Source organism: Phaeodactylibacter xiamenensis, assembly GCF_965229835.1.
GTDB lineage: Bacteria > Bacteroidota > Bacteroidia > Chitinophagales > Saprospiraceae > Phaeodactylibacter > Phaeodactylibacter xiamenensis.
The window spans coordinates 622,671-648,842 of sequence record NZ_OZ245931.1 but is presented as its reverse complement, the minus strand read 5'-3'; the positions used below and the strand labels follow the sequence as shown (position 1 = coordinate 648,842).

19 protein-coding genes are annotated in these 26,172 nt (G+C 50.1%); 10 read left to right on the top strand and 9 right to left on the bottom strand.

Annotated elements, in window-relative coordinates:
* The first annotated feature begins 1 nt into the window (after position 1).
* Complete coding sequence (locus tag ACO08I_RS02380) at positions 2–760, top strand: DUF481 domain-containing protein (RefSeq protein ID WP_421948357.1); 759 nt, start codon at positions 2–4, stop codon at positions 758–760.
* 8 nt (positions 761–768) lie between these two features.
* Here ACO08I_RS02380 and ACO08I_RS02375 read toward each other — a convergent pair whose 3' ends face one another.
* Together ACO08I_RS02375 and ACO08I_RS02370 are read right to left on the bottom strand one after the other, a co-directional pair.
* Positions 769–1,911: a TRAP transporter substrate-binding protein gene (locus ACO08I_RS02375; protein WP_421948356.1), complete on the bottom strand. Its 1,143-nt coding sequence runs from the start codon at positions 1,909–1,911 to the stop codon at positions 769–771.
* 12 nt (positions 1,912–1,923) lie between these two features.
* A complete protein-coding gene (locus ACO08I_RS02370; RefSeq protein WP_282774886.1) occupies positions 1,924–2,490 on the bottom strand; it encodes a Uma2 family endonuclease in 567 nt (188 codons plus the stop codon).
* 95 nt (positions 2,491–2,585) lie between these two features.
* On the opposite strand from ACO08I_RS02370, the gene ACO08I_RS02365 reads away from it, so the two are divergent.
* Both ACO08I_RS02365 and ACO08I_RS02360 read left to right on the top strand, forming a co-directional pair.
* On the top strand, positions 2,586–3,632 hold the full coding sequence (locus ACO08I_RS02365) for a PA0069 family radical SAM protein (protein ID WP_282774884.1): 1,047 nt from the start codon (positions 2,586–2,588) through the stop codon (positions 3,630–3,632).
* A gap of 68 nt (positions 3,633–3,700) precedes the next feature.
* Positions 3,701–4,876 carry a Pycsar system effector family protein gene (locus tag ACO08I_RS02360; RefSeq protein ID WP_421948355.1) on the top strand — a complete coding sequence of 392 codons (1,176 nt, stop codon included), beginning with the start codon at positions 3,701–3,703 and terminating at the stop codon, positions 4,874–4,876.
* Between the two features lie 32 nt (positions 4,877–4,908).
* Here ACO08I_RS02360 and ACO08I_RS02355 read toward each other — a convergent pair whose 3' ends face one another.
* The 3 genes from ACO08I_RS02355 to ACO08I_RS02345 form a co-directional block, all read right to left on the bottom strand.
* Positions 4,909–6,201: a sterol desaturase family protein gene (locus ACO08I_RS02355; protein ID WP_421948354.1), complete on the bottom strand. Its 1,293-nt coding sequence runs from the start codon at positions 6,199–6,201 to the stop codon at positions 4,909–4,911.
* Positions 6,202–6,312: 111 nt separating this feature from the next.
* Entirely contained in the window at positions 6,313–7,671 is a 1,359-nt protein-coding gene (locus ACO08I_RS02350) for a zinc-dependent metalloprotease (RefSeq protein WP_282774878.1), read from the bottom strand.
* A gap of 18 nt (positions 7,672–7,689) precedes the next feature.
* Entirely contained in the window at positions 7,690–9,111 is a 1,422-nt protein-coding gene (locus ACO08I_RS02345; protein WP_282774876.1) for a hypothetical protein, read from the bottom strand.
* A 196-nt stretch (positions 9,112–9,307) separates the two neighbouring features.
* Here ACO08I_RS02345 and ACO08I_RS02340 point away from each other — a divergent pair, with 196 nt between their 5' ends.
* The gene (locus ACO08I_RS02340; protein WP_421948353.1) at positions 9,308–10,363 is read left to right on the top strand and encodes a T9SS type A sorting domain-containing protein; all 1,056 of its coding nucleotides are present in this window, start codon (positions 9,308–9,310) and stop codon (positions 10,361–10,363) included.
* Between the two features lie 14 nt (positions 10,364–10,377).
* Here ACO08I_RS02340 and ACO08I_RS02335 read toward each other — a convergent pair whose 3' ends face one another.
* The gene (locus ACO08I_RS02335) at positions 10,378–13,185 is read right to left on the bottom strand and encodes a glycoside hydrolase family 2 TIM barrel-domain containing protein (RefSeq protein WP_421948352.1); all 2,808 of its coding nucleotides are present in this window, start codon (positions 13,183–13,185) and stop codon (positions 10,378–10,380) included.
* A gap of 630 nt (positions 13,186–13,815) precedes the next feature.
* Here ACO08I_RS02335 and ACO08I_RS02330 point away from each other — a divergent pair.
* Together ACO08I_RS02330 and ACO08I_RS02325 are read left to right on the top strand one after the other, a co-directional pair.
* A complete protein-coding gene (locus ACO08I_RS02330; RefSeq protein ID WP_421948351.1) occupies positions 13,816–14,739 on the top strand; it encodes a sugar phosphate isomerase/epimerase family protein in 924 nt (307 codons plus the stop codon).
* Positions 14,740–14,746: 7 nt separating this feature from the next.
* Entirely contained in the window at positions 14,747–16,129 is a 1,383-nt protein-coding gene (locus ACO08I_RS02325; protein ID WP_421948350.1) for a tagaturonate reductase, read from the top strand.
* On the opposite strand, the gene ACO08I_RS02320 is transcribed toward ACO08I_RS02325, so the two are convergent.
* The 3 genes from ACO08I_RS02320 to ACO08I_RS02310 all read right to left on the bottom strand — a co-directional run bounded on the left by ACO08I_RS02320 (position 16,126) and on the right by ACO08I_RS02310 (position 19,453).
* A complete protein-coding gene (locus ACO08I_RS02320; protein ID WP_421948349.1) occupies positions 16,126–17,097 on the bottom strand; it encodes a class I SAM-dependent methyltransferase in 972 nt (323 codons plus the stop codon). The two genes, ACO08I_RS02325 and ACO08I_RS02320, sit on opposite strands and share 4 nt — an antisense overlap.
* The gene (locus ACO08I_RS02315) at positions 17,097–18,752 is read right to left on the bottom strand and encodes a SulP family inorganic anion transporter (RefSeq protein ID WP_421948348.1); all 1,656 of its coding nucleotides are present in this window, start codon (positions 18,750–18,752) and stop codon (positions 17,097–17,099) included. The genes ACO08I_RS02320 and ACO08I_RS02315 overlap by 1 nt, the downstream gene beginning before the upstream one ends.
* A 143-nt stretch (positions 18,753–18,895) precedes the next feature.
* The gene (locus ACO08I_RS02310) at positions 18,896–19,453 is read right to left on the bottom strand and encodes a hypothetical protein (protein ID WP_421948347.1); all 558 of its coding nucleotides are present in this window, start codon (positions 19,451–19,453) and stop codon (positions 18,896–18,898) included.
* 180 nt (positions 19,454–19,633) lie between these two features.
* Here ACO08I_RS02310 and ACO08I_RS02305 point away from each other — a divergent pair, with 180 nt between their 5' ends.
* From ACO08I_RS02305 to ACO08I_RS02290, 4 genes are all read left to right on the top strand, one after another.
* On the top strand, positions 19,634–19,987 hold the full coding sequence (locus ACO08I_RS02305) for a hypothetical protein (RefSeq protein ID WP_421948346.1): 354 nt from the start codon (positions 19,634–19,636) through the stop codon (positions 19,985–19,987).
* A gap of 255 nt (positions 19,988–20,242) precedes the next feature.
* Positions 20,243–21,331: an efflux RND transporter periplasmic adaptor subunit gene (locus tag ACO08I_RS02300; protein WP_421948345.1), complete on the top strand. Its 1,089-nt coding sequence runs from the start codon at positions 20,243–20,245 to the stop codon at positions 21,329–21,331.
* 27 nt (positions 21,332–21,358) lie between these two features.
* The gene (locus ACO08I_RS02295) at positions 21,359–24,607 is read left to right on the top strand and encodes an efflux RND transporter permease subunit (RefSeq protein WP_282784959.1); all 3,249 of its coding nucleotides are present in this window, start codon (positions 21,359–21,361) and stop codon (positions 24,605–24,607) included.
* Positions 24,597–26,036: a TolC family protein gene (locus ACO08I_RS02290; RefSeq protein ID WP_421948344.1), complete on the top strand. Its 1,440-nt coding sequence runs from the start codon at positions 24,597–24,599 to the stop codon at positions 26,034–26,036. Before ACO08I_RS02295 ends, ACO08I_RS02290 begins: the two co-directional genes overlap by 11 nt.
* Positions 26,037–26,172 lie beyond the last annotated feature (136 nt).

Genomic DNA, 26,172 nt, shown 5'->3' with positions numbered 1-26,172 from the left:
GATGAAAAGACTGGTATTCATTTTCCTGGTTGTACCCATTTGCCTCTTCGCCCAAACCGACGAGAGTGATACTCTCAAGTTCCAAGCCCGCCTTTCGTTAAGTGGGATACTTCAGGGCGGAAACGTACAAACGGTCATCTTTAGAGCCAACTCTGACCTGAGCTATAGCCTTTGGGATAAATGGGTATTCAAAACCCAGAATTCCTTTGTGTATCAGGAATTCGGAAAGCAAAAAGCCGATGAAGACATACTTAGCCTCAACTTCTTATACTTCAATCCCAAAAAGAGAATATACCCGCTGCTATTAGGCTTTGCAAGCACCAATTTCAGGAGGCAGATCGGCATACGCACCCTTTTTGGCGGGGGCGTCACTTTTCAGTTGCTGAAAAACGATGGGAACTGGCTGAAAATAGCGCTCTCCAGCGAATACGAGCAGACCGAGTTTAATAACGATACCTTCAATCGCATAGCTTACAACGGCACCCCATCCATCAACACTTTTAGGGGGACAATTTGGATCAAGGGCAAATATCATCTCTTCAAAAGGAAGCTAATCGTTGGCCATGAGAGTTACTATCAGCCTTCTTTGGAAAGGGGCGATAACTATCGCTGGCGTGCAGATATAGGGTTAGAAATCCCCCTGACTAAATACCTGAACTTCAGGACCAACTTCCTCCATACCTTCGAGAGTATAGTGATTGAGGGACAGCGGCAGGAGGATACCCTGTTGACTTTTGGGTTAACGGTGAAGAATTTTTGATGGAAAACCTACCCCAACCGAATCCCCGCATCCACCTGAATCCGGTTATAATAAGCCTTCTCCGTAATCGCTGCATAGTCCGCCGCCTTTTGCTGGAAACTGCGGTAGGATTCATACACTTTTCTGCTTTTGGGGTCCCGGGCGGTGATTTCGTCAATCGCTTCCGCAGTGTAGGTGCGCATCTGCTGGATGACTTCATTCGGGAAACGACGAATGTTGATACCTTTTTCCAGGAATTTGGCGAGAGCAGCGGCATTATTGGCTTCCATCTGGCTGAGAATCCAGCCGGAAAGCTCGCCCGCTACGGTCTTTATGATGCCCTGCAGGTCAGAGGGCAGTTGCTCCATTTGCTCCTTGTTGACGAAGAACTCCAGCATGGTGCCAGGTTCGTGCCAGCCAGGGCTGTAGTAGTATTCGGCGATCTCGTGAAAGCCCATTAGGGTATCGTGGAAGGGGCCCAGCCATTCCGTAGCATCGATGACGCCCCGCTCCAGCCCGGTATAGATTTCTCCGCCTGCCATGAGCACCGGTGCGCCGCCCGCTCGTTGCAGCACCTTGCCGCCCAGGCCAGGGATGCGCATTTTGAGCCCTTTCAGGTCTTCAACGCTGTTGATCTCTTTATTAAACCAACCGCCCATCTGCACACCGGTATTGCCGCCTGGCATAGGGATGAGGTTGAAATCCGCGTACAGCTCCTCCCATAGCTCCAGCCCTCCGCTGACCATCCATGCATTGAGCTGCTGTGCGTTCATACCAAATGGGACGGAGGCAAAAAACTGCGCGGCTTCTGTTTTGCCCGCCCAATAGTAGGCAGCTCCACAGCCCAACTCGGCTCCGCCTTCCCGCACCGTGTCAAAGGCTTCCAGTGCCGGCACCAGCTCATTGCCACCGTAGACCCGGATATCCATACGCCCTCCGGATAACTGCCGTACGCGGTCGGCAAAAAGCTCACAGGCTTCGCCCAGTATCGGGAACTTAGGCGGCCAGGTGGTCACCATCTTCCAGCGGTATTTTTTGGCAGTGATGATGTTGGGGCTGCCATCGCTTTCTTCCTGCGCATGGCTGACGCCGCCCAGCCCTTTAATCACAAAAGGGAGGGAAATGGTGCCAAGGGCTAAGCCTTTGAAGAAGGTTTTACGGTTGAGCTTCATAGCGTGCCAGGATTAAAATGTGATTCGGTGATAAATCTGTCCGAGCGGAATGCGGTGGTCAAGCCTGTGGATAATCAGTTCGTCAGATGCTGTTGCAAGAGGCGTCATCAGCCACTGTCCGTTGGGGGCTCGTTCGAAAGATTCTACGGCCAGCTGATGTTGGGCAATGAAGACACACTGCTCCACACTTGGAATGCGCTGATATTGGAAAAACTTTTCGGTCCGGTCGTACTGTGCGGTACCCTGAGAAAGAATTTCAATGATCACGCAAGGGAATTCAATAATCAGAGGGTCCTGATCTTCCGGATTGCAGGTGAGTACGATATCCGGATAGACATACCGCTTTTTAGACTGGATTTGGGTCATGACGTTTTCGTCAAACAATTCACAGCCTTTGCTTTCCAATATTTGCTGAGGGATTTGGGCGATAAGGTTCCGCTTGATACGGTTATGGTTCTTGGTAGTAGCTTCTAATTCAATGAGCGTCCCATCCCAAAAGTCAAAACGCTGCCCTTCACCTCGCTGTGAAGCCAGGTACTCCTCGAAACTGACGGGTTGCAATCGTCTTGCCAGGCTCATGACCAAAATTTTAAACAAGATAGTGGAAATTTCAGAACAGAGGAAACCTGATTTTGTATATTTTGTTTTAAATTTACAAAACACAAAACAAATCAATGTCAGATCAACCCGCAAAATACAATCAGGGTAGGGGAGCCCAAATCAATCCGGCCAACCGCTTTCATGAGCACGACTACGGGCTGGAGCCTTTGCAGCCGGATGCCAGGACGCAGTACATCCCGGTTTACCCCAAAACCATCCTCAATCGGGTGGAAAGCCCGGACATCGGAATGGCCTGGTCGATGAACCCCTATCAGGGCTGTGAGCATGGCTGTATTTACTGCTACGCCCGCAATACCCACAATTACTGGGGCTACAGTGCGGGACTGGACTTTGAACAAAAGGTGCTGTACAAAAAAGATGCCCCACAACTGCTCGAACAGCAGCTCAAAAAGAAAAACTGGAAGCCCGAACCCATTATGCTGGCAGGCAATACGGATTGCTATCAACCGGCAGAGCAAACGCTGGGCATCACCCGCGAAATCCTCAAAGTGCTGTGGAAGTACCGCCATCCGGTAGGCATTATCACCAAAAACAGCATGGTGCTGCGCGACCTTGACCTGCTGCAGCCTATGGCAGAAAACCGTTTGCTACGGGTATCCATTTCCCTGACCACGCTGGATGAGAAGCTGCGCCGCCTGCTCGAGCCCCGGACCGCATCCGTGAAGGCCCGCCTGAAAACCATTGAGGTACTGGCAGCGAAGGGCATTCCGGTGAATGTCATGATGGCGCCCATCATCCCCGGTTTGAATGATCACGAAATCCTGGAAGTGGGGCAGAAGGTCAGCAGCCTGGGTGCGGTTTCCATGGCTTACACCATGGTGCGCCTCAACGGAGATGTCGCTGCCATTTTTGAGGACTGGATCCGCAAGACGATGCCTGACCGTGCAGACCGGGTGCTTAATCGCATCCGGGATGTGCACGGGGGCGAACTGAACGACAGCCGTTTTGGTACTCGTATGAGAGGTGAAGGGCAGTTCGCGGAGGTCGTGAAACAACAATTTCAATTGGCGCGTCAGCGGTACTTTGCCGATAAGGTTAAGCCAGACTACAACCTGGATTTGTTTGAGCAGGGTCGCAACCCTCAAATGTCCCTGTTCTGAACTTGCATGAGTGGCAAGCGTTCCAGAAATTAGCCGCTCATTGGCTTTTTTGCAAACACAAAACCACTATGCCCGAAACCTCACTGCTTGCTGCTGCTGAAACGGCCGTTTACCAATATTTGGCAGAACACCTGCCGCCCCGTTATGTCTTTCACGATTTCAATCATGCTAAAGCTACCGCAGCTATCGCCGCTGAGCTTACCGCTGAGGCAGGTTTACCGGAGGCAGCACGCAATGCTCTGATTATTGCGGCCTGGTTTCACGATGTGGGCTACACAGAGGGCGAGGAAGGGCATGAACAACGCAGCGCCGAACAGGCGAAGCAATTCCTTAAGCCATTTCCGGAGACGGTCATTGACCACGCGCTGGCAGAGCAGTTGATCTTGAGCACCATGCCTGCCCAAAAGCCCGGTACCAAACTGGAGCAATGGCTGCACGATGCCCACTATTCTTTCCTGGGCCGAAAACGCTTTGAACGGCGCGGGCAACTACTCCGTCTGGAAGAAGAAGCCATCTCCGGCAAGAACTACACCACCCACGAGTGGGAAAGGCGCTTGCTGGAGCTTCAGTTGGATACGAAATTCCTGACCCCGGAAGCCCACGAAGCTTTTGCCAGTCGAAAAAACAAAAATATAGCCGAGCAAAGGGATAAAATCCGTAAAGCCCGGAAAACAACCGTCCGGAAAAAGACCGGAAAAGACTTTGGCCGGGGCGTTGACACCGTCTACCGGGTCACCCTCCGCAACCACATCAACCTGAGCTCTATTGCTGACGGGAAGGCCAATATGATCATCAGTATTAACACCTTGGTACTGTCTATCCTTATCACCGCAGGATCAGCGGGTTTCTCTATCAGCCCTGCTAATTTTGAGGAAAACCTGGAGTATATCCTTCCCGTGCTCCTGCTTATGGTCACCTCACTGATGGCCATTACCTTCGCCGTATTCTCAGCCATACCAAAGGTGTCCGGGCAGGATTTTACCGATGAGGACGTCAAAAAACATAATGTGAGCCTGTTGTATTTCGGCAACTTTCTGAGCCTGCCCAAGGAGCAATTTGTAGGGTACCTGCGCGATCTAAAAGAGGATCAGGAGGTCTTGTACGATGACCTTTCCCGGGATTTGTACAATCTGGGCCTCGTACTGAAGAAAAAATACCGCCTGCTCACTTACGCCTATCGGACTTTTGTAGGAGGGCTGGTGCTGAGCTTCCTCGTCTTTATATTCACCCTCCTGCTGAAATAACCTTCCCACTTTAAGCCTCTCCTATCTTTTGTTCAAAGCGTTGTCACGGAGTCTGTCCGTAGCCGTCCGGTTTTGGCTTTCTGACCCCCTTCGGATGTATTGAAATAATACACCACTCCAACGCTTAGCAGAAAATAGGCAGCAAGGGCATAAGTCGCTATTGGGGAAAAACTGTTGAGCCCAAACCAGTCTCCGGTAGTCCAGATCAGGACGAGTCCAATACCCGACTTCACCAGCTCTACCGCCCAGGCATAGCGGCTTTGGTCCATCAGCATGCTGTAACTGAAAATACAGAGGACCAGAAACAAACCATACAAAATAGCCTGCTGCGCACCGATTTCCGCTAGGTTATTAAATAGGTACATCATCAGTAAGAATACGGCGGTGAACTGTATCCAGGACCACCATTGCATAGCCCTGGAGAGCTTTGGATCGTACTTTTCGTAAGTGTAAGGGTCTTCAATTCCGGAAAGCGGATACTTTTCCTTCACATCAGCCGGACGCCACCCGGTTGGTTTGAACCAGATCGTGAACTTGGCTTTCCAGTCTTTTGTGCGCCACGCATCCTTGATGAGCTGCCATAAGTGCACAAAGTTGATAATGATGGGGTTCCAGGTGCGTACCGGGCGGGTCACGCCGTACACCGGTGGCACTTCGTCCAGCTCCTCCTGGAAAGTACCAAACATTTTGTCCCAGACGATGAAAATCTGAGAGAGGTTCTTATCCAGATATTCCTTGTTGATGGCGTGGTGGACGCGGTGATGAGAGGGCGTGACAATAATGTGCTCCAACACGCCCATTTTGCCGATCAGGCGGGTGTGGTACCAATACTGTGCAAACAAGTGGAGTGGGGCGACCACGGCGACCACTTCTCCCGGCACGCCCAAAATGGCGATCGGTAGCAGGAAAAAGACCGTTATAGCTACAAACCCGGAGATCGACTGCCGCAAAGCACAGCCCAGGTTGAACTCCTCGCTGCTGTGGTGGATGATATGCCGGTTCCAAAAGTAGTTGACACTATGCGAAAGACGGTGCACCCAGTAGCCGGCAAAGTCGAGCCCGATAAAAGCCAGTGTATAGACCAGCCAGGTGGATTTGATTTCAAACAGCCCGATTTCTCCTGCGAGCCAGTCGTAGGACACCACCACAACGGTGAGCCCAAGCACATCTTTGATTACATTGGTCAGGCCGGAACTCAGGCTGGATAAGGTGTCCATACTTCGGATCACCTTTTCGCCTTTCCACCAGGCGATACCAGCTTCCAAAAGGAGGAGAGCCATAAAAAACGGGATGGCGTAATTCAGTACGGCGGCGTAGGATTCCATGTCAATTTAGTTTGGCGAAATTTCGCTATAATTTGCAAATATATGGAATCCGATATAAAAAAAGTACCGGCAAACGACTGTATGCCGTCTGCCAGGTACCACTTTTTGGGGTTATAATTTGTTAAACTTCACGATTTCAGGGCCTGTCTCAGACTGCATATGGCAGAAGTAAGTACCCGGTGGCAGAGCGCTCACATCAATTTCGGTTTGGTGGTGTGCTTTTGCCTGACTTTCCCAAACCAACTGACCGGTAGCTGCAAAGACCTGCAACGTAAAATCCTGATCAGCCCACCTTAGGGTCAGGACCGCAGTAGTAGGATTGGGGAAAAGGGTAGGGGGGCTGACTTCTTCGTTCCACCCACTACTCAGGTGGTGGTTTGCCCAGTTTGTACCTCCTGATGCCAGGCTATTGACCGGTACTCCAGCCGGGAAATCACCATCACAGAAGCGGTTGATACGAGCCCGGAACTGCCCAGAATTACCCGGAGTAGCAGAGAAACCCGGCTGTAACGTCACGGCATCTTCGGCTACGAACTGCACCTGAGCGAAGCCGGTTGCTTCGTAATCGGCGGCAGTGATTGTAGAAAGCGCGGCTTCATGGACAAACCCGGAAAGCACCGTTGCACAGCACAGGCTGAGGTTAGCAGTCGTGACCAGAATATTATTGGTCGAGGCAAAGGGGCTGGACAGAATGCTGTGCATCCGCTTTTCCTGCATGGGCGTGAAAGCACCCCGGCAGTGGAATGGGGCGTAGCTCATTGTGTTAGTCACGTCGGGGCTGTAATTGTCCCCGTTCCCATCGGTTTCTGTGCCGATAAAGCTACAAGTTGTATCGTCTACATTACTTCCCAGGCTGGGATCGGCGGGGGTGTCGCAAAGCTTATCGCCTGCGCCTGCGCAATTGCTGCCGTCCACCAGTTCGGCTCCGAATGCAGTTTCGTGGGTGTGGTAAAGCCCCAGGCAATGCCCCATTTCGTGCGCCAGGTGCGGAGTGTTGAACCGGCCGGCGTAAATGGTGGTGTAAGTATTGGGGATAGCGTAGGCGGTGCCCCGGAAGAAGGTGTAATCCGGCAAGATATTGATGGTAATGACATCATTTAATGGCGGATAGGCGGCAATGAGGTCATCGGCAGTATCGCCATCAAATCCATCAGTGGGGCTGGCGAAGTTGGAATCATTGATACTGTAAATGCCCATCAGCGCAAAGCAGATGTCGTGAGGCGCATAGTAGGCTTCCAGGCGGTCAATTTCATCCAGGACTTCCTGCCGGGTGGGCCCTCCGATGCCATTGTCTTCGTTGATGACCCGCACGGCAATTTTTACCGTGTAGGATAAGTTGGCGGGCGCTCGCCGGGCTGCCGGATACCGTTCCAGGTAGTCGGGCGAAGGCGGCGTCAGGCAGTCAGGGTCTTGCCCAAACAATGCTAAGCCCAGTAGCAATAGGGTAGTGGTAAGGATTAAATGTTTCATGTCGTTGGTCTTTTGGGCTTATTGTTGTTCTAATTGTGCAAGGCGGGCCTCCAGGGCTTCGAGCTGCGCTTTTAGTGCTTTGTTTTCCTGATCTGCGGCGATAGCGTACAGCGTCAGTTCCTCGACTTTTTCCACCAGCAGCCGCTGTGTGCTGCCGATCTCAAAGCCGCCTGTTGCTTCTATCGTTTGAGCAGATTGGAAGCCCGGAAGGTGGCGATGGCGGTCGATGAAGTCGGCGACCTCCTTTAGCTCAGGCAGGTTGTAGCTGTCGCTAAATACATAATCGGGCCAGTTGGCTTCCAGCTTGACGGTCACTTCTTCTGCCAGTATGGATCCACCAACGTACAGGCGATGGCTGCCCGGGGTTGCGGTGGTGCCCACGGTCAGGGTTTGATCTACTGTAGCGGTGTTGCTGCCCAGGTGGCCCGTGACGGTTGCATCATCGGTTACGGTAAGCGCTCCGCCAATTTGAGTGATGCCGCCTACCTTGAGCTGATCGCCAATGACTCCATTACTGGCTACGCTAAGGTCTTCGCCAACGAAAGCATCGGTGCCCACTTGCAGGCCCTGCTGTATGACGGCGTTCTTAGCGACATCAAGGGCTTCATTGACCAGGGTTCGGCCGGCGATTTCCAAAAAGAAACCGGCAGCAGGGGCATCTGTACCCAGCCCGACCTGTGTGCCATCATCCCAGAGCTGACTGTCGCCAAGGCTGCTTTCTCCGGTGAACTTCGCCAGGCGGTTAGGCGTGCCGCTGATGTCTTCGCTGGTCAGCATTTTGAACCAGCTTGCCGTACCCCAGTCCGGCGCATCGCCCTGCCAGCTGCGGTGGAAAATGCCCTCTTCGGCAAAAAACAGCTGATGGTCCAGGCTGTTGCCACCGGGGGCCAGGGTCAGCAGGCCGCCATCGGCTGCCGTCGTGACCGGAAGTACACTAAATGCGGTACTGGCATGGCGCTCCAGGTAAAGTTCATCTACGTAAGTGTCAGGTGCACTGTCCATTGAGCCATTGTCATCCACGTGCAGCCGCCCGAAGAAGTCGCCTGTAGTATGAGTGTGGCCGACCGTGTGCAGGTCGAACGATGGGGTAGTGGTGCCAATGCCCACCTTTCCATTGGCAGTGACCGACATACGCGGCATCAGCTGCGGGTAGCCCGTCTGAAAGCGGAGGTCAGCCGCAAAGCCATCGGGCTGTACGGGGCCGGAAACGTAAGCGCGCATTTCAGCACCGGTGTAATAATCGCCGCCCGTCACCCAGCCTTGCAGCTGAACTGCGCCCAGGCTGTCGTCGTCTACAACGGGGAGTTTGCCAACGCCAAGCTGAAAGCCATTGTTTTTGGCGGCAAAAAGTGCAGGGTCATCGCCAATGATCTGTGCATTCAAAAGGGTAGTAGTGCTTCCTGCTGCAAACAGGATAGCCAGGATGATTAGTTTTCTCATGGTTTTTTAGTGTTTTTGGTATATATTTAGTCTTTTATCACCGCTCTAAAACAAGTGTTACATAATCAGTCGAATTTTTTGTTCAAACTACCTTTACATTTAGAGGACTTGTAACGATCACCGAAGGTCATGTAATAATGCGCGATCTAAACCCGGGACGATCCTGGCAGAACAAGTCCTATTTAAAATCCGCCCCATGTTAAAGAAATACATTACCCCTTTGCTTATAGCTTTTGCTGGCTTTGGTTTGAATGCACAATGCCCTCCGGGCGATGTCATCCTTAGCTCACAGGCGGAGGTGGATGCTTTTGTGGCTGACTATCCTGACTGTACGGAACTAGCGGGAGATGTGTTAATTGGTGACTTTGAAGGTACTACCGATATTGTTAATATTTCAGGTCTTAGCAACCTTACATCGATTGTCGGTTCCCTACATATTTTAAGAAACTCTGATATAACGAGCTTAATTGGATTGGATCAACTAACTTCTATTGAGGGAAACCTATATCTAGGCTTTAACAATGGAATAGCAAGTTTGACGGGATTGAGTCAGCTTAGCTCTATAAATGGAAGGTTTACTCTTATCAAAAACGACAACTTAACAAGTTTGACGGGATTGGGTCAGCTTAGCTCCATAGGTGGAGGGTTTGCGGTTGTAAGAAACGATACCTTGACAAGTTTGACAGGGTTGGAGGGGCTTACTACCATCGGCGGAAGCCTCCAGGTTATTGAAAACAGTAACTTAACGAGTTTGACAGGATTAGAGGGACTCGTTGCCATCGGCAGAGATTTAAATATTGAAGATAACGTTGTTTTAGGAAGCTTGACGGGATTAGAAAATCTTAATGCAACGACGATTAACAACCTTGTTATTACTTGGAACTCACAGCTTTCTAACTGTACTATTGAGAGCATTTGTGATTATCTGGGCATGGCAATGAATACGGTTGCAATTAGTGGCAACGCCACGGGCTGCGCCACACGAGAGGAAGTGGAAACGGCATGCATGGTCCCTGCCACCGACATATCCCAAACCAATATTGAGCTGTTCCCAAACCCCACTAATGGGATGCTGCAGCTGCGCAATATTACTGCCAAAGAAGTGGTGATCTACACTGCTCAGGGGCAGCGCATCGCTCGCTACGGCAACCCCGGGCAGGAACTGAACCTGAGTGCTTTGCCCGCCGGTGTATATCATCTTCACTTGATTACGGCGGATGCTGTTTTTGCAGCGAGGGTGATGAAGCAATAGCCATTTTCCTGGCATCAATCTTTTTTCCTGAAGTCCAAATAAATACGGCCATTCAAATAGAAATGAGGCCGGTCCCGGTTGGCAAAAAACTCATTGGCGTAGCTCTGCGGCCCCAGGTTCTCCGGTTGCTTGAATTTGGTGCCGATGGGGCTTATCGCATGAAGGATTGAAATATTCTTCCCGGGAAATTTCCCATCTGTATTGGTATTGTAGGCGCCCTTAGGCTCCTCTGGGGTGAAAAGGTGGAGGAATAAATGGTTTGAGGCGATCATTAAAGTAAAGGGTTGCGCTTTCGTTTGAATTTCCGCCCAATAGACTTCGTCGTGGTAACCTTTGAATTCAGGATAGTCCCAAGTCTCTCCGGTTACCGTATTGTTGTAGGCTTTCTCCCAAAGGCCGAACTGCAGGCCTTTCCTGCGATTCTTCCAAACGCGGTAAGGGCCCCTGCCCAAATACTTCACCCCAGTCACCTGATCTTCGGGGTAATCAAAGCTTACGCCAAGGAAGTCGTAGGTGCTGTTTCCGGGGAGATAGGCGTAGTCGATCTGGAGGAGACCGCTGCCCAGCATCCTGTAAACTACCTTTCTTAAAACGCCTTCAAATTCAGCCTCAATGACATAGTCGTTGCCATCGGAATAGTGCTTGATGGACTTGAAAGTGGAGGCACCGATGACCGTATCGGGTAAAGGGCCTCCCGAGAAAGGAAAACCGCCTCTTTCGTTGCTTACGGTCTCGATCAGACCGCTTGCTAAACCAATACCGATCTCGACTCCTTTGGCTGAAGTGAGCAGGATGCCATTTTTTTCTTTTGCGGTTGCCTTATTGGTGGCAGGGGGTAGAAGGCTTTCAATGATTTGCGCTTCCGTTTGCAATGCCCATGACCAGGTGAAGATTTCCCTGCCGTGCGGGTCGGTTGCGGTGAGCAGCAATCCCTGATATTGCCGCCAGTTTTCTGGAAGCCCTAATTCCAATTTACCCCATTCCCAGGGTTTGATGTTTCCTGCCAGCACTTCCTTCTCCTGCCGGATAATTGGAGCGGTATTCGGGGCACCTGCTGCCGGGAAATCCACCAACTGCCACTTGAATTGACATTGATTGAGATTGGTATAGTGAAACCGGTTGTGGACAGGGATTACCCCATCAAACGAAGCCGGTATGTGCTGAAGATCCAGGTACACCGGCGACCAAATCTCCTTAATCGTGAAGAAACTCGCTTCCTTTTCCCGGTAAGGGCCTACGATGCCGTCCGGTGCGTTACTGCGCTGACAGTCGAGTTCGCCATCCCGGTCCGAGCGTTGCACACATTCGTCCACCAGTGCCCAGAGAAAGCCACCTGCCGACAGGGGATGGTCTACCATCGCTTTCCAAAAATCATCAAGCCCGGCCCCGTGCCCGCCATCGTACAACCCGTGGAGGAACTCTGTGGGAAAGAAAACGTCGTCTCCATTGAATAATCCATCGGCACAGCAGCCAAAGCTTTTGTAATGCTGCGTATCGGTGTCCCGGAATTTTGCCCAGGGATGGATTACTGGCCTTTTTTGCGGGTCATAAAGATGGAAGTCATCATCGAGTGCAAAATTGTTACCGCCTTCATTGCCATTGTCCCAGATTACGATGGACGGATGGTTGACATCCCGTGTGACCAATTCCTTTACGAGCTGACGGCCCACTACGGTGTCATAGGCCGTTTGCCAGCCGGCCAGCTCATTCAGCACAAATAAACCGAGTGAATCGCATACTTCCAGAAAGTGCTTGTCTGGTGGGTAGTGTGCCATCCTTACGGCGTTCATATTCATGTCCTTGATCAGGTTGACATCATCTACGCTGATCTGGTAACTGGTTGTCCTGCCGGATGCCGGCCAGAAACTATGGCGGTTCACACCTTTAAACTTGATTTTTTGCCCATTTACATAGAATCCATCGTGAGGGCGGAGTTCTACCGTTCTGAAGCCGAAGGCCTCCGTAACCGTGTGCATAGGTGTCCCTTTAGCCATCAGGCTGAACCTCACCTGATAGCGATTGGGGAATTCCGGCGACCAGGTTTTTACGCCACTAAGCTTTTGGGAAACCACGACCATATCCATGCCTTTTTCAATAGGAGAGGAGAAGGGGTTTCCTACTGGGTTGCCTTCCATATCTGTCACCTGCGCTTCCACGGCATCTGCTTTACGGGCATTACTCAGGTAAATATTGGCCAGGAATGAGCCATCCGCTTTGGCATCAATGGCTGTCCACTCAATGTGCGCCTGAGGTTTAGCCTCCAGGTAGACCGGCCGGTAGATGCCACCAAAAACCCAGTAATCGGCTTCCCGTTCTGCAGTATTGACAGAAGGGTTGTCCGACCAGTTTTTAACCACAACTTCCAGTTCGTTATCAGCACCATACTTCAGCAGGCTGGAGATATCATATTTGAACCGGTAGAAACTGCCCTGATGCGTTGGGCCAGCAGATTTGCCATTAATGAACACCTTGGTATCCGTCATGGAACCCTCGAAAACAATATGTACAGATTTATCTTTCCAAGAGGCAGGTACGGTAAATTTATGCCGATAAGTTCCGGTTTCGTTAGACTCCGGCTGCTTGCCGCGGCCATAGTTGTACACCCCGAACCCTTCAGTTTCCCAGTTAGAGGGCACAGGAATTGTAGTCCATTTCCCGCTGTTCATGCCGCGATCGATATGGAAGCCCCATTCAATCGTATGGTCTTTATCAATACCCGAAAGATGCTGTATTTCAGTGGATTGTGCTATAGATTCAAATGTGCATCCCAGGATAAAACAGGTGAAAAAGAGAAGTGGCAGGAGGGTGGTATTGGATCTCATACTCAGTCGGTATTCGTGTAATTCGAAAGGAAAATCTGATAATTTTAGTTTGTAAGCGACCTGCGGAAAGCAGATTCACCTAAATAGATAACGCTGACGGATGTGTTATGTAACCTACGATAATAGTCCACAATGTTTTATTTTGATCAGAATAAAGCAAATTAGGGTAGGAGTAAACAAATTGTTTATGCCGAATGAGTGAAAACGGGTTGCATTTTAAGCGCGTTTTTTAATTCAGGCAAGTCATGTTAATTGAGCTTGGAATTTACGCGAAATCGCTTAGTTTAGATGTTTTGGCGAAAATTGACATTTCAGCCGATGGACAAGCTGAGGACATACAGAGATGTCTGTAGAGTAAATTTAAGCAAAGCTCTAAGGGCAGCTCATCTAATTCAGAAGACAGTACGCTCTGATGTTCAGGGGTATCATACTTTCGCAGCTTGGTTTCAAAGTACTGTAGACGGCTTTAAGCCACTATTTCCTGGTTATATTTTACCCTATAATTTATATTATGTTAAATAAGGTTTTGAAAAAGCGGAATCCCTGTTCTATTTCTTCCTCAGCTCCACAATCTACTCTGCCACATATTTTTTATCTTTTCGCATTATTTCAAAACAAAAACCATCACCTATGCAAGACCGGCGTAAATTTTTGAAGCAATCTACCAAGGCAGCTGTAGCAGCAGCGCTACTCCCCTACTATGGCTGTAGCAGCGAATCGGCAAATGGGGCAACAGGAAACGAGGATGCTGCAGCAGCGGCGGAGAAAATGGCAGAAACAGGCCAAAAGCTCGATAAATTCGGCATACAGCTTTGGACCCTTCGTGATATCATTGCCGAAGACCCTAAAGGCGTACTGAAAGCGCTCTCTGAATTCGGCTACAAACAAATTGAAAGCTACGAAGGCAAAGACGGCATCTTCTGGGGCATGACTAATACGGAGTACAAAGCCTATCTGGATGAACTGGGCATGGACGCCATTTCCTCTCACTGCGACATCAACAAAGATTTTGAGCAAAAAGCACAGCAGGCCGGAGAAATCGGAATGCCTTATCTGATTTGCCCTTACATCGGGATGAAAGAGTCACTCGATGATTACAAGCGCGTAGTAGACCAATTCAATGAATGTGGCGCTATTGCCAAGAAATATGGTCTCCGGTTTGGCTACCACAACCATGATTATTCCTTTCAGGAGCTGGAAGGACAGATCATACAGGATTACATGATGGAAAATACGGATCCTGATACTGTAGACTTTGAAATGGATATTTACTGGGTAGTAACCGGTGGTGCGGATCCAATAGAATATTTGGAGAAATACCCCGGCCGCTTTAAGCTGTCTCACGTCAAAGACCGGATGAAGGATGTGCCTGCTGAAGAGCGCGCGGCTTCCTGCGTCCTTGGCAACGGCACTATCGATTATCCAAAAATTTTGGATGTCGCTGAGAAGCAAGGCATGGCTTATTACATCGTAGAACAGGAACGCTACGATGAGTGTGCACCGATAGATTGCGCCAAAGCGGATGCAGACTACCTGAAGGCAATAAAAATCTAAACGCTGAATGAAGCTATTGAGCAGAACTGTGGTGGGCCGGGAAGCGGCCCACCCTATTCGTGTCCTTCAATTTGGAGGCGGTAATTTTCTGCGCGCTTTCGCAGACTACCTCATTCAAATCCTGAACGAGGAGACGGCTTTTGATGGTGGTGTAGCTTTGGTGAAACCTACGGCTCGTGGTGACTACGCAAGCCTCCGGCAACAAGACGGGCTCTTTCATGTACTGACCCAAGGCATACAAGAAGGGCAACCGGTCCGGGAGATCAAACGGGTGGAATGCATACAGCAAATCATACACCCGTACCAAAACTGGGCAGCTTATATGTCTTCTGCTACCCTGCCTGAAGTTCGCTTCGTGCTTTCCAACACTACTGAAGCCGGCATTACCTTCCGCGAAGAACCTATGCCCACAGGTGCTCCAGCTAAAGAATTCCCCGGCAAACTCACCCAATGGCTGTTCCATCGCTTCCAGCACTTCGAAGGCGCAGAGGACAAAGGATTGATCTTCCTGCCCTGCGAATTAATTGAGCAAAACGGACAGGAACTAAAGCATTGTATCCTGAAGTACGCCAGGCACTGGAACCTTGGCGAGCCCTTTGAGTCCTGGATTGTAACCCACAACATTTTCTGCAATACCCTCGTGGACCGGATCGTCCCGGGCGCACCGGCTAATGCAGCAGATATCTGGGCGGAAACCGGATGGGAAGACCGCGAATTGGTCACCGCCGAGCCCTACCTCCTTTGGGCTATAGAAGCTCCTGAGCAGGTGAAGCGGGAACTCCCCTTTGACCACACCCGGCAAAATGTTGTCTTCACGGATGATTTGGACCGCTTCCGCACGCTCAAAGTCAGGTTGCTGAACGGCGCGCATACCGCTATGGTGCCTATAGGCCTGACAAACGGTGTACAGACTGTGCGTGAATTTGTAGAGCATCCACAATGGGGCGCCTGGCTTACCGATTTGCTTCAACAAGAAATCGCCCCTACCCTGCCGTTTGGCATTCAGGAAACAAAGAATTACATTGTGGCCATCCTTGACCGCTTCCGAAACCCCTATATTCATCACAAATTATCAGACATCGCGCTGAACAGCACTTCCAAATTCAGGGTCAGATTACTGCCAACTGCCATAGCCTATCATCAAAAAATGAATACATTGCCTGAGCATATTGCCCAGTCGCTGGCAGCGCTTATCCTGTTGTACAAAGGCGATATTGCGGGTTTGCCCAGAGACAGCGAAGAGACCGTCAACTTCTTTGAGGCGTGCTGGGCATTGGAAACACCGGATTTTATAGTGAATAAAGTATTGTCTAACAAAGGTTTATGGGGAGAGGATATCCGGTTCTTATCAGCAAGCGTACACCAATATTTACGGTCGATGCAGGACTAATTTTTCCGGTAAACGCCGTAGATAAAGTCGCTTTTATGGTCTTCCAGATAGGCATCTTCCGCAGCAAAAATTCGTTGCAGTACCCGTTCTGATTCCGGATGAGTATCAACAAAATGGTGCGCAATATCCTTTAGCACAAGCATCAGCAGGTTGCCCCCGTAAGGGCGTTCTTCCACCACCTCAAAATGCCGGTGCAGAGCCGGGATAATTGATTCTGAATCAACGCACTCTGAAGGGTCTGCCAGGATCATCCGCCAAAGCCCCGGTCCGGAAACCCACCGCTTAAGTATATCAGTTTTGAAGCGGCGGCGGTAAGCCTCCGGGATGAGCTGCAGCGCTTCATTGATCGCCCGGATTTGAGCCTTAGGATACTGCAACCGGTTGGGGCCTGCGTACTCGTTTATCAAAACGAGCCCGCCCTGCTTTAAGGTGGTTGGCACTTTGGTCTGTAAGAGGTCTTCTACTGCTTCAAAGTGATGAAGTGAGGCGTGAAAGAACACCACATCGTAGGTTTCCTCAGGCCAATCCATTTTATACAGGTCCACTTCCCGGAATTCCATATTGGCAAGCCCAAGCTCCCGGGCTTTGGCTGCTGCCGCCTTTAGCAAATTGCCGGCAATGTCCACACAAACCACCTGACTGAAGTGCGGGCTTTGAGCAAATACCATTTCGTGGCTGCAAATCCCTGATCCTATAGAAAGCATGCGCAGCCCTGTCTTCCCGTTTAGGTGCTGCTGCATAAAATAAGGCTCATAGGGCAATTCCGGCTGCCCTGTAATAAGGCTATTCCAGCGTTGCCGGACGGCAGGGACAATCCACCAATTGGCCGCCTGCAGCCCTAAATCATCAAAGGCACTGCGCGTACGGTCCTGGGCTGCCCAGGAAAACTTGGAAGCTAAAAAGGCCAGCCCCCGCTGATGTAGCTTGGAGTAGGCTTCTGAAAAATCGTCGGTAGTGATATACGGCATTAAGAAAGCGTCATTTCGGCTTTCAGGGTATTTACACACTCTTGAAAGCTGTTGAAAAACTGATCTTCTTCGAGGACATCCGGAAGGAGCTGTACCCGCGCAAAACTCTCTTTGATCAGGTCATTAGCTCCTGTGATATAAACAGTAATCCCGCGCTTTTGCCAATCGGTGATAACATCTTCCAGTGTGACCATCCCGCTTTGGTCCATAAATGGCACCCTTTCCATCCTTATGATGACTGCATCCACCCCTTTTATGTCGTGGCAGTGTTCGCGGTACCGGTTGGCAAACCCAAAAAACATCGGGCCGTCGAAAGACTGCACATAAATCCGCTCAGCAAGCTCCTCCGGCATCGCCTGACTTTCACCCATAAAATCCTGAAGCGTTTTTGACTCCTGTGAGGAAGTCAGGGAGCGGCTCATTTTATTCATAAAGAAAATTGAAGAAGCCACAAACCCTATTGCAACGGCATTGAGCAGGTTATCGAAGAGGGTCACGAGAAGGACAATGGCCCAGGTCGCTGCATCCGATTTCGGAATCCGGAAGAACATTTTGATTCCCTTGGTGTCTATGATACTCGCTCCAACAGTGACCAATATACCGCCCAGTACACTCATAGGAATATAGCGCACGTAATCCGCAGTAGTAAGCACAATCAACAGCAATATAACCCCCTTTAGCAGGCCCGATCGCTTGGTTTGGGCACCGGCATTAATATTGGTGACTGTGCCCATTGTGGCGCCAGCCCCGGGCAATCCTCCGAATGCAGCAGACAGGAAGTTTCCTGCCCCCTGCCCGATTATTGTCCAGCGGCTGTTGTGCTTGGTTTTGGTCAGGTTGTCCGCGACCACTGAAGTCAGCAGGGAGTCAATGACGCCCAGCCCACCCAGCATGACCGCCGGCGTGATGATGTACTGCAGGTCTCCAACTTCCAGTTCCAGCAGCCGGTTGAGCTGAAGAGCGGGCAGTTGGGTCGGTATTTCACCAATAACGGGCACATCCAATTTTAGCCCAAGAGCTAAAACCGTACAGGCAATAAGCGACACCAGTATGGAAGGTACCCGCCGGGTAAGCTTGGGAAAAAGGTAAACGATAGCGATGGAAAGCAGGCCCAGCCCAATGGCCTGTGTATTCACCATCTCTACCCCACCCAGACTGGTCATAATAGTTAAAAATCCGCCCGGATTATCCAGGCCAAGGATGGGGAAGATCTGCGCCGCAATGATGATCAACCCGATACCCGCCATAAACCCCGATAAGACCGGATAAGGCATGAACTTCACAAAGCGGCCAAAATCGAAAATACCAAACAGCAACTCCAGCAGGGCAGCAAGGAGAAAAGTCGCAATAATGAGCGGTACAGCGTTGCTCAAATCGCCACCGGATTGCACCAGGCCGGTAGTAACCACTGTGGCAGCCACCACAGTCATAGGACCGGTCGGATCGGAGATCAGCGTGTTCGTGCCTCCAAAAATACCGGCAACAATAGCCAGGATAATGGCGGTGTACAAGCCTGCTTCCGGACCAAGCCCGGACTGCACACCGAAGGCCAGTGCCATAGGCAATGCGATGATGGCAGCCAGGAATGCTCCCGATAGGTCACCTTTAAGGGAAGGGGCAGGCGGCCGTTTTCTAAACAAAGGTCTGAATGGCATGCTGGTCTGAAGTGTTTTATTGATGGCAGTTCCTGCACTTCAATATGCACCGGTAAAAGTAGACCATTGCACCAGAAAGACCAAATGCCACGAAAAAATCGCTGCCTAATTGCTTTTCTAAGCTTAAAAGCGGGGCTCCTTTTTTAGAATCGTTTTCCTACGCCTAAGCCAAACGTGAAGGTGGTAAAAGCGTCAGCTCGCATATCGTAGAATATAGTAGGATACAGGTCCCAGTGGTGCTCGAGCTCCAGTTCGTATTCCACACCGATCCGGAATAACATAAACTGTTCGGTAATGTCAAACTCCAGTCCCGGGCCGATAACAAAAACAATCCCGGAATTAAGGTGATATAACAAATCTAAAGTTGTCACAATTGGAAAACGGCGCTCTGTGAATTCATTGTTTTCCCGTTCCACGATGAAAGTCTCCAGTTCAATATCGTTGTGCAAGCCCACTCCCCAACGGTTATTGAACCAATACTCCAAATCCACACCGTAGGAAGGAATGGCAATCCTGCCGCCATCCGAAAGGCCCGGAATAAAAGTATGGCTGATAAATGAGGCAAACCGGAAATGGGGCTCATCAGAATACGCCCTGGGCTCGGTATGGAGCGCCGTATTGGCTTCATGGTGCTGTGCCTGAACGTTTTGGGCAAGCAAAACAGTTACTGCTACTGCAAGCATAATTCGTGTTACCGTCATGTCTAATTGCTTTTTGACAAAGCAAAGGAAAACAGCCTTAAGGTTAAGTGAAATGAATCACATGGAGCGCAAAAGGCGACTAAAGGATGGCGGGATTTTGGGCAAAAAGGTAAAAAACTCAATAATCGAATTGTTTTTTGTCACAAATTGATCTAGCTTTGTCGCGTTAAAATATTTCAAATGAATCTGTTTCATTTTTGTTTCCTGGTCTTGCTTAGCCTGTCCCAGTCTCTTGGGGCAGACACCAAGCCTGTTGCCACAGTTGCAGGAATACAGATTGCCGCCTCGGCAGACGATGAATATGCAGCTACAGCTTCTGCCTCCGATTGGCTCGCTGTAGTTCCCTTCTTTTCGGAGTCTGTAGAGGAAAAAGACGAAGAAACGCATACCGGCGATGTCGCTGATGTCGCTATCTTCTCTCTGAGCAAACGTGAACCTTCATCAGCGTTCACCAATTTATTGCTCTCCGAAAGCACCTTAGCTTTTTCCCTCTCCACTCCCCTTTTCATTCTATTTCAGGTATTTCGAAATTAGGCCGATCAACGGCTATGGCCCACATTGTGCAGGTGCTCCCAAGGCTCCGGTATGGTTTGATGCGTGCATTTGCCCATTAAGCCAGGAGCTTTTATGGCCTATTTCAAACATTGTTTGAAATGGAAACAGACAGGCGTACCTGCTATCGATCTGTCGCTGTAGTCAACATACCCGCTTTTGCTTAGAAAATTGAGCCGCCCTCCGGATGGAAGATGCGGGTGGCGATGTATTTCCACAATTATAAGTTTGAAAATCATGAATACAAAGATTGTTTTCCTGTGCCTGCTTGTTACGGTAATAGCCCTAAGCAGCTGTGAACATGAAACGCATAAGAAACACGAGATAGGGACACTCGAAGTGACTAACCCTATGAAAAAGGACACCCTCTACTACAAAAACTACGTCAGCCAGATTCATGCTTATCAGCATATAGAACTCCGGGCCCTGGAGAAGGGGTACCTTCAGAAAATCCTAGTTGATGAAGGGCAGTACGTGCAAAAGGGGCAACTGCTCTTTCAGATTCAGCCCACTATTTATCAGGCCGAGATGCAAAAGGCGCAGGCAGAAGTTGGAAGGGCAGCCATTGAGTTTCAAAATACAAAGGTGCTGGCCGATAGCAATATCGTTTCTAAAAATGAATTGGCGCTGGCAAACGCCAATCTTCAAAGAGCCCGGGCTGACTCCGCTCTTATGCAGGCTCATCTCAACTTTACCGAGGTTCGTGCGCCCTTTAGTGGCATTATCGGGCAGTTTGAAGATGTGCGCCTGGGCAGTTTGCTGGATGAAGGTGAATTACTGACTACACTTTCTGACAACAGCAAAATGTGGGTCTACTTCAACGTTCCCGAAGCAACCTACCTCGATTATATGAAGCAGGTCAAATCCTCCACTCCCGCTTCACTAAAACTGAAACTGGCCAACAACGAACTGTTCGAACACGAAGGCATGGTTACCGCGATTGAATCTGACTTCAATAATGCAACCGGTACTATCCCATTCCGGGCGACCTTCCAAAATCCGGACAGATTGCTGCGGCACGGGCAAACCGGAAATATCCTGTGGTCGGTGGAGCTCAGTGAAGTCGTTATTATCCCGCAGAAAGCCACCTTTGAAATTCTGGATAAAAAGTACGTCTTCCTGGTCAGTCAGGATGGTCATGTCAGCTCACAGGAAATCAAGGTCGGTGCGGAATTAAATCACCTTTATGTCGTGAAAGATGGCCTGAGCCTGGACGATCAGATCCTTATTGAAGGGTTGCGGAAAGTGCAGAACGGTGACCATATCGAGTACGAAAAGAAAGCTGCTGCAAAGGTATTTGCTGAACTGGAGCTGCACGCGGAGTAAATAAACTGAGGTCAAAAGTATACAACCATGTTTCAAAATATATTGAAGAGGCCCGTATTGGCCATTGTATTATCGGTAACGATAGTTTTTGTGGGGCTGCTCTCGATTTTCCAGCTCCCCATTTCACAATTCCCATCTATTGCGCCTACAACAGTCAATATCTTTGTCGCCTATCCGGGGTCAAGTGCGGATGTGCTGACCAAGTCCACGCTTATCCCACTGGAGACGGCAATTAATGGTGTACAAGGCATGCGGTACATCGCCTCGGATGCGACGAGCGCTGGTGAGGGGACCATCCGCATCGTATTTGAGCCCGGCACCGACCCCAATCAGGCGGTAGTCCGTGTCAAAACACGGGTAGACCAGGTGATGCCTAACCTGCCGCCCCTGGTACAGCGGGAAGGGGTTATCATCACCCCTATTCAGCCCAGTATGTTGCTGTATGTCAACCTCTACAGCGACAAAGGCAGCAACATTGACGAAAAATTCCTGTACAATTATGCCTATACCAAGGTCATCCCGGAACTTCAGCGGATAAAAGGGATTGCCCGGGCCAATATTCTGGGCTCCCGGAAATACGCCATGCGGGTGTGGCTCAAACCCGACCGGATGCGCGCCTACAAAATATCAGCAGAGGAAGTCCTGAAAGCCATGGAGGAACAAAGCCTGATTGCCCGGCCTGGCCGGCTGGGACGCAGTTCGGGCAAAGCAGCGCAATCGCTGGAATATGTGCTCACTTACCCTGGCCGCTACAACACCCCTGAACAGTACGAAGAGATCATCGTCAAAAGTACGGAAGAGGGTGAGCAGATAAAACTTAAAAACATTGCTGAGGTAGAACTGGGCAGTGAGTTTTTTGATATCTACTCCAACCTGGACGGCAAGCCCTCTTCTTCCATCGTACTTAAGCAGACACTGGGGAGCAACGGTAGCGATGTAATTGAAGAGGTCAAAGCCAAAATAGCTGAACTGGAAAAGGAGTTCCCTGCCGGTATCAAATACCAGTATAGCTATGATGTATCCAGGTTTTTGGACGCCTCTATCGAGCAGGTCATACATACCATACGCGATGCTTTCTTCTTGGTAGCACTTGTGGTATTTATTTTTCTGGGCGACTGGCGCTCCACCCTCATTCCTATTCTTGCTGTGCCGGTCTCCCTCATTGGGGCCTTCTTCTTTATCAACCTTGCGGGCATGTCCGTTAACCTTATTACACTTTTTGCCCTTGTCCTGGCCATTGGGGTGGTCGTGGATGATGCCATCGTGGTAGTGGAGGCCGTGCATGCTAAAATGGAGGAAGACCCTTCGCTCTCTCCTTACAAGGCTACACAAAAAGCAATGGGGGAACTAACCGGCGCCATTATTGCTATCACCCTCGTTATGGCATCGGTATTCCTGCCGATTGTCTTTATGACGGGGCCGGTAGGGGTTTTCTACCGGCAATTCGCCATCACGATGGCAAGCTCTATCGTAATCTCTGGTCTTGTGGCCCTTACCTTAACGCCCGTCCTCTGTGCCATTATCCTCAAAAACAACCATGGCAAGCGAAAGAATTCACTGTTTGACCGCTTTATCAATGGCTTCAACCGTTTGTTTGACAAAGGTACAGGCTTCTACGTCCGCGTGCTCAACAAGGTAGTCGCCAGGCGGTTGGTCACCTTTGGCGTGCTGGCCCTGTTCATTGCCGGTATTGTTTATGAAAACAAAATCCTCCCTGCCGGCTTTGTCCCCAATGAGGATCAGGGGACTATCTATGCGATTATACAAACCCCTCCGGGCTCCACACTGGAAATAACCAATGAGGTGGCCCGTAAACTTCAGGCTATTGCTGAAGAAGTTGACGGAATTGAATCCGTAACCTCACTGGCTGGGTACGAAATCATGACGGAAGGCCGGGGCTCCAACGCCGGCACCTGCCTTATCAACCTCGAACCCTGGTCAAAGCGGGACAAGAACGTCCATGAAATTATGGAGGAACTCGAAGAGGAGACAAAGGACCTCGGCGCTATTATCGAGTACTTTGAGCCACCGGCAGTACCTGGATTTGGCTCCTCCGGGGGCTTTTCCTTCCGCTTGCTGGACAAAACCAACTCCACTGATTATCAGGAGTTTGATGAGATCAATCAAAACTTCCTCAAAGCGTTGAAAGAGCGGGAGGAACTCTCTGGTTTATTCACCTTTTATGCGGCCAATTATCCGCAGTATGAACTGGAGATCGACAATCAGGCAGCTATGCAGAAGGGCGTGTCTATTGGCGCTGCTATGGAAAACCTTAATATTCTGATTGGCAGTACCTACGAGCAGGGATTTATCCGGTTTGGGCGTTTCTTCAAAGTCTATACGCAGGCTGCACCGGAATACCGCCGCTACCCCTCCGATATGGAGGAATGGTTTGTGAAAAATGAAGCCGGAGAAATGGTCCCCTACTCTGCTTTCATGAAGCTCAAAAAAACCCAGGGCCCCAACGAGATCACACGCTACAACCTTTACAACTCCGCTGCAATCAGGGGGCTGCCCTCTGCCGGATTTACCACAGGTGACGCCATTAAAGCCATCTCAGAAGTGGCCGAGCAAACCCTGCCCCGGGGTTATGATATTGCATGGGAAGGATTATCCTATGATGAAGCCAGCCGGGGGAATGAAGCTTTGTATATCTTTCTGGTGGTCATTTTCTTCGTCTACCTGGTCCTGGCAGCGCAGTACGAGAGCTTTGTGCTTCCGCTTGCCGTCCTGCTTTCCCTGCCTGTTGGAATCTTTGGCACCTTTTTTATGCTCAAAGCGATGGGGCTGGCCAATGACGTCTACGCACAGATCGGTATGATCATGCTCGTAGGCCTGTTGGGCAAAAACGCCGTACTGATAGTAGAATTTGCAGTACAGAAGCACAACGAAGGCGCTTCCATTTTTGATGCTGCTGTGGAAGGAGCTAAAGCTCGCTTCCGCCCCATTCTCATGACCTCTTTTGCCTTTATCGCCGGATTGATACCACTCGTGCTTGCGCATGGTGCTGGCGCGGTAGGCAACCGCACTATTGGTGCTGCCTCCCTTGGAGGAATGTTCTTCGGTACCATCTTTGGGGTCCTGATAATCCCGGGGCTTTACTTCGCTTTTGCCAAACTGGTGGAAGGAAGAGATCTGATCCGCGACGAGGCGCACTCTTCTCTTTCAGAGGAGTACATGGAGGCGCATTCTCAGGCTTCGCTTTTGAAGAAGCTGACCAAACTGGATGTCTTGCTGAAGGCACGGAACCGAAAAAACAATAAAAATGACAACTAACAATATCTTTTACAGAATCGCCACATTTTTGGTGCTGGCCAGCATTGCATGGAGTTGCAATGTACCAGAAAAGGTACTTCTGCCAGTGAGCCAAACGCTTCCTGATCAATACGAGCCGTTGCTTGCTACAGATAGCACGAATATTGCCACCATAAGTTGGCGGGCTTACTTTGACGACCCCAATCTGATTGCTCTTATTGACTCGGCATTGCAAAACAATCAGGAACTGAATATCCTGCTACAGGAAATTCAGGTCAGTCAGAATGAGGTACTGGAAAGAGAAGGGGAATACCTTCCTTTTGTCCGCCTTGGAGCCGGCATAGGTGCGGAAAAACCCGGGCGTTATACCAGAGCCGGCGCGGTGGAAGAGCAATTGGATATTGAGCCTGAAAAAGCATTCCCGGAACCGCTCGGTGACTTTCAGCTGGGCGCTGTGGCTACATGGGAAGTGGATATTTGGCGAAAGCTGCGCAACGCAAAGGATGCAGCTCAATTGCGCTACCTTGCTGCTACTGAAGGGCGTAATTTCCTGGTTACCAATCTCGTTGCGGAGATATCGGAGACCTATTATGAACTACTAGCCCTGGATAATCTGCTCAAAATCATTAACGACAACCTGTTACTACAGCAGGATGCACTTAGTAAGGTGAAGCTCCAAAAGGAAAACGCCCGCGCCACCCAGCTTGCTGTTAACCGGTTCGAAGCACAGCTACTCAATACCCGGAACTTGCAGTACGCTATTAAGCAGCAGATAACGGAAGCTGAAAACCGGATTAACTTTCTGGCAGGGCGTTACCCTTCTGAGGTGGCCAGGAACCCCCGGTCCTTTATGGATATGCCGCTCGACAGTATTCAGGCAGGTGTCCCCGCTGAGTTACTGGCAAACCGGCCGGATATCCGTCAGGCAGAATATGAGCTGGCGGCAGCAAATCTGGATATTGATGTAGCCCGGGCCGACTTCTACCCCAGATTGGACATTACTGCCGGGCTCGGCTTTCAGGCTTTCAATCCCAAGTTTCTGGCCAGCCCGGAGTCTGTCGTTTTTAACCTGGCTGGAGACCTCATGGCGCCTCTGATTAACAAGAAAGCCATTCAGGCGAGGTACAATATGGCAACGGCGAAACAGATTCAAGCCGTTTATGCCTATGAACAAACCGTCCTGTCGGCCTACACCGACTTGCTGAATCAGCTTAACAAGCTTAACAATTATTCCAAAAGTTTCGATACCAAAACGGCTGAAGTGGACATTCTGAACAAATCAGTAAGCATTGCGAACAGCTTGTACCGCAATGCCCGTGCTGACTATGTGGAAGTACTCCTTACTCAGGAGGAAGTATTGGATGCTAAAATGGAATTGATGGAGACAAGACTGGAACAGCTGCAGGCTAAAGTGGCTATTTACCGCACTTTGGGCGGTGGCTGGCGTTAAATGAACTGCTTGTCTTAAAGAACAGCCTTAACCAAATCACGGAGTGCGTCATTCCCGGTAAAGGGAGTGACGCCTCTTTTTTTAGGCGTTAGCAGTCAATACCGGGAAGTCTAAAATGATTTTAAATCTTAACGCG

Excerpts from the sequence above, each read along its gene's own strand:
- ACO08I_RS02295 (WP_282784959.1), top strand. The coding sequence starts at position 21,359 with ATGTTTCAAAATATATTGAAGAGGCCCGTATTGGCCATTGTATTATCG.
- ACO08I_RS02365 (WP_282774884.1), top strand. The coding sequence starts at position 2,586 with ATGTCAGATCAACCCGCAAAATACAATCAGGGTAGGGGAGCCCAAATC.
- ACO08I_RS02345 (WP_282774876.1), bottom strand. The coding sequence starts at position 9,111 with ATGAGAAAACTAATCATCCTGGCTATCCTGTTTGCAGCAGGAAGCACT.
- ACO08I_RS02315 (WP_421948348.1), bottom strand. The coding sequence starts at position 18,752 with ATGCCATTCAGACCTTTGTTTAGAAAACGGCCGCCTGCCCCTTCCCTT.
- ACO08I_RS02350 (WP_282774878.1), bottom strand. The coding sequence starts at position 7,671 with ATGAAACATTTAATCCTTACCACTACCCTATTGCTACTGGGCTTAGCA.
- ACO08I_RS02340 (WP_421948353.1), top strand. The coding sequence starts at position 9,308 with ATGTTAAAGAAATACATTACCCCTTTGCTTATAGCTTTTGCTGGCTTT.
- ACO08I_RS02380 (WP_421948357.1), top strand. The coding sequence starts at position 2 with ATGAAAAGACTGGTATTCATTTTCCTGGTTGTACCCATTTGCCTCTTC.
- ACO08I_RS02300 (WP_421948345.1), top strand. The coding sequence starts at position 20,243 with ATGAATACAAAGATTGTTTTCCTGTGCCTGCTTGTTACGGTAATAGCC.
- ACO08I_RS02320 (WP_421948349.1), bottom strand. The coding sequence starts at position 17,097 with ATGCCGTATATCACTACCGACGATTTTTCAGAAGCCTACTCCAAGCTA.
- ACO08I_RS02325 (WP_421948350.1), top strand. The coding sequence starts at position 14,747 with ATGAAGCTATTGAGCAGAACTGTGGTGGGCCGGGAAGCGGCCCACCCT.
- ACO08I_RS02290 (WP_421948344.1), top strand. The coding sequence starts at position 24,597 with ATGACAACTAACAATATCTTTTACAGAATCGCCACATTTTTGGTGCTG.
- ACO08I_RS02330 (WP_421948351.1), top strand. The coding sequence starts at position 13,816 with ATGCAAGACCGGCGTAAATTTTTGAAGCAATCTACCAAGGCAGCTGTA.
- ACO08I_RS02335 (WP_421948352.1), bottom strand. The coding sequence starts at position 13,185 with ATGAGATCCAATACCACCCTCCTGCCACTTCTCTTTTTCACCTGTTTT.
- ACO08I_RS02370 (WP_282774886.1), bottom strand. The coding sequence starts at position 2,490 with ATGAGCCTGGCAAGACGATTGCAACCCGTCAGTTTCGAGGAGTACCTG.
- ACO08I_RS02305 (WP_421948346.1), top strand. The coding sequence starts at position 19,634 with ATGAATCTGTTTCATTTTTGTTTCCTGGTCTTGCTTAGCCTGTCCCAG.
- ACO08I_RS02360 (WP_421948355.1), top strand. The coding sequence starts at position 3,701 with ATGCCCGAAACCTCACTGCTTGCTGCTGCTGAAACGGCCGTTTACCAA.
- ACO08I_RS02310 (WP_421948347.1), bottom strand. The coding sequence starts at position 19,453 with ATGACGGTAACACGAATTATGCTTGCAGTAGCAGTAACTGTTTTGCTT.
- ACO08I_RS02355 (WP_421948354.1), bottom strand. The coding sequence starts at position 6,201 with ATGGAATCCTACGCCGCCGTACTGAATTACGCCATCCCGTTTTTTATG.
- ACO08I_RS02375 (WP_421948356.1), bottom strand. The coding sequence starts at position 1,911 with ATGAAGCTCAACCGTAAAACCTTCTTCAAAGGCTTAGCCCTTGGCACC.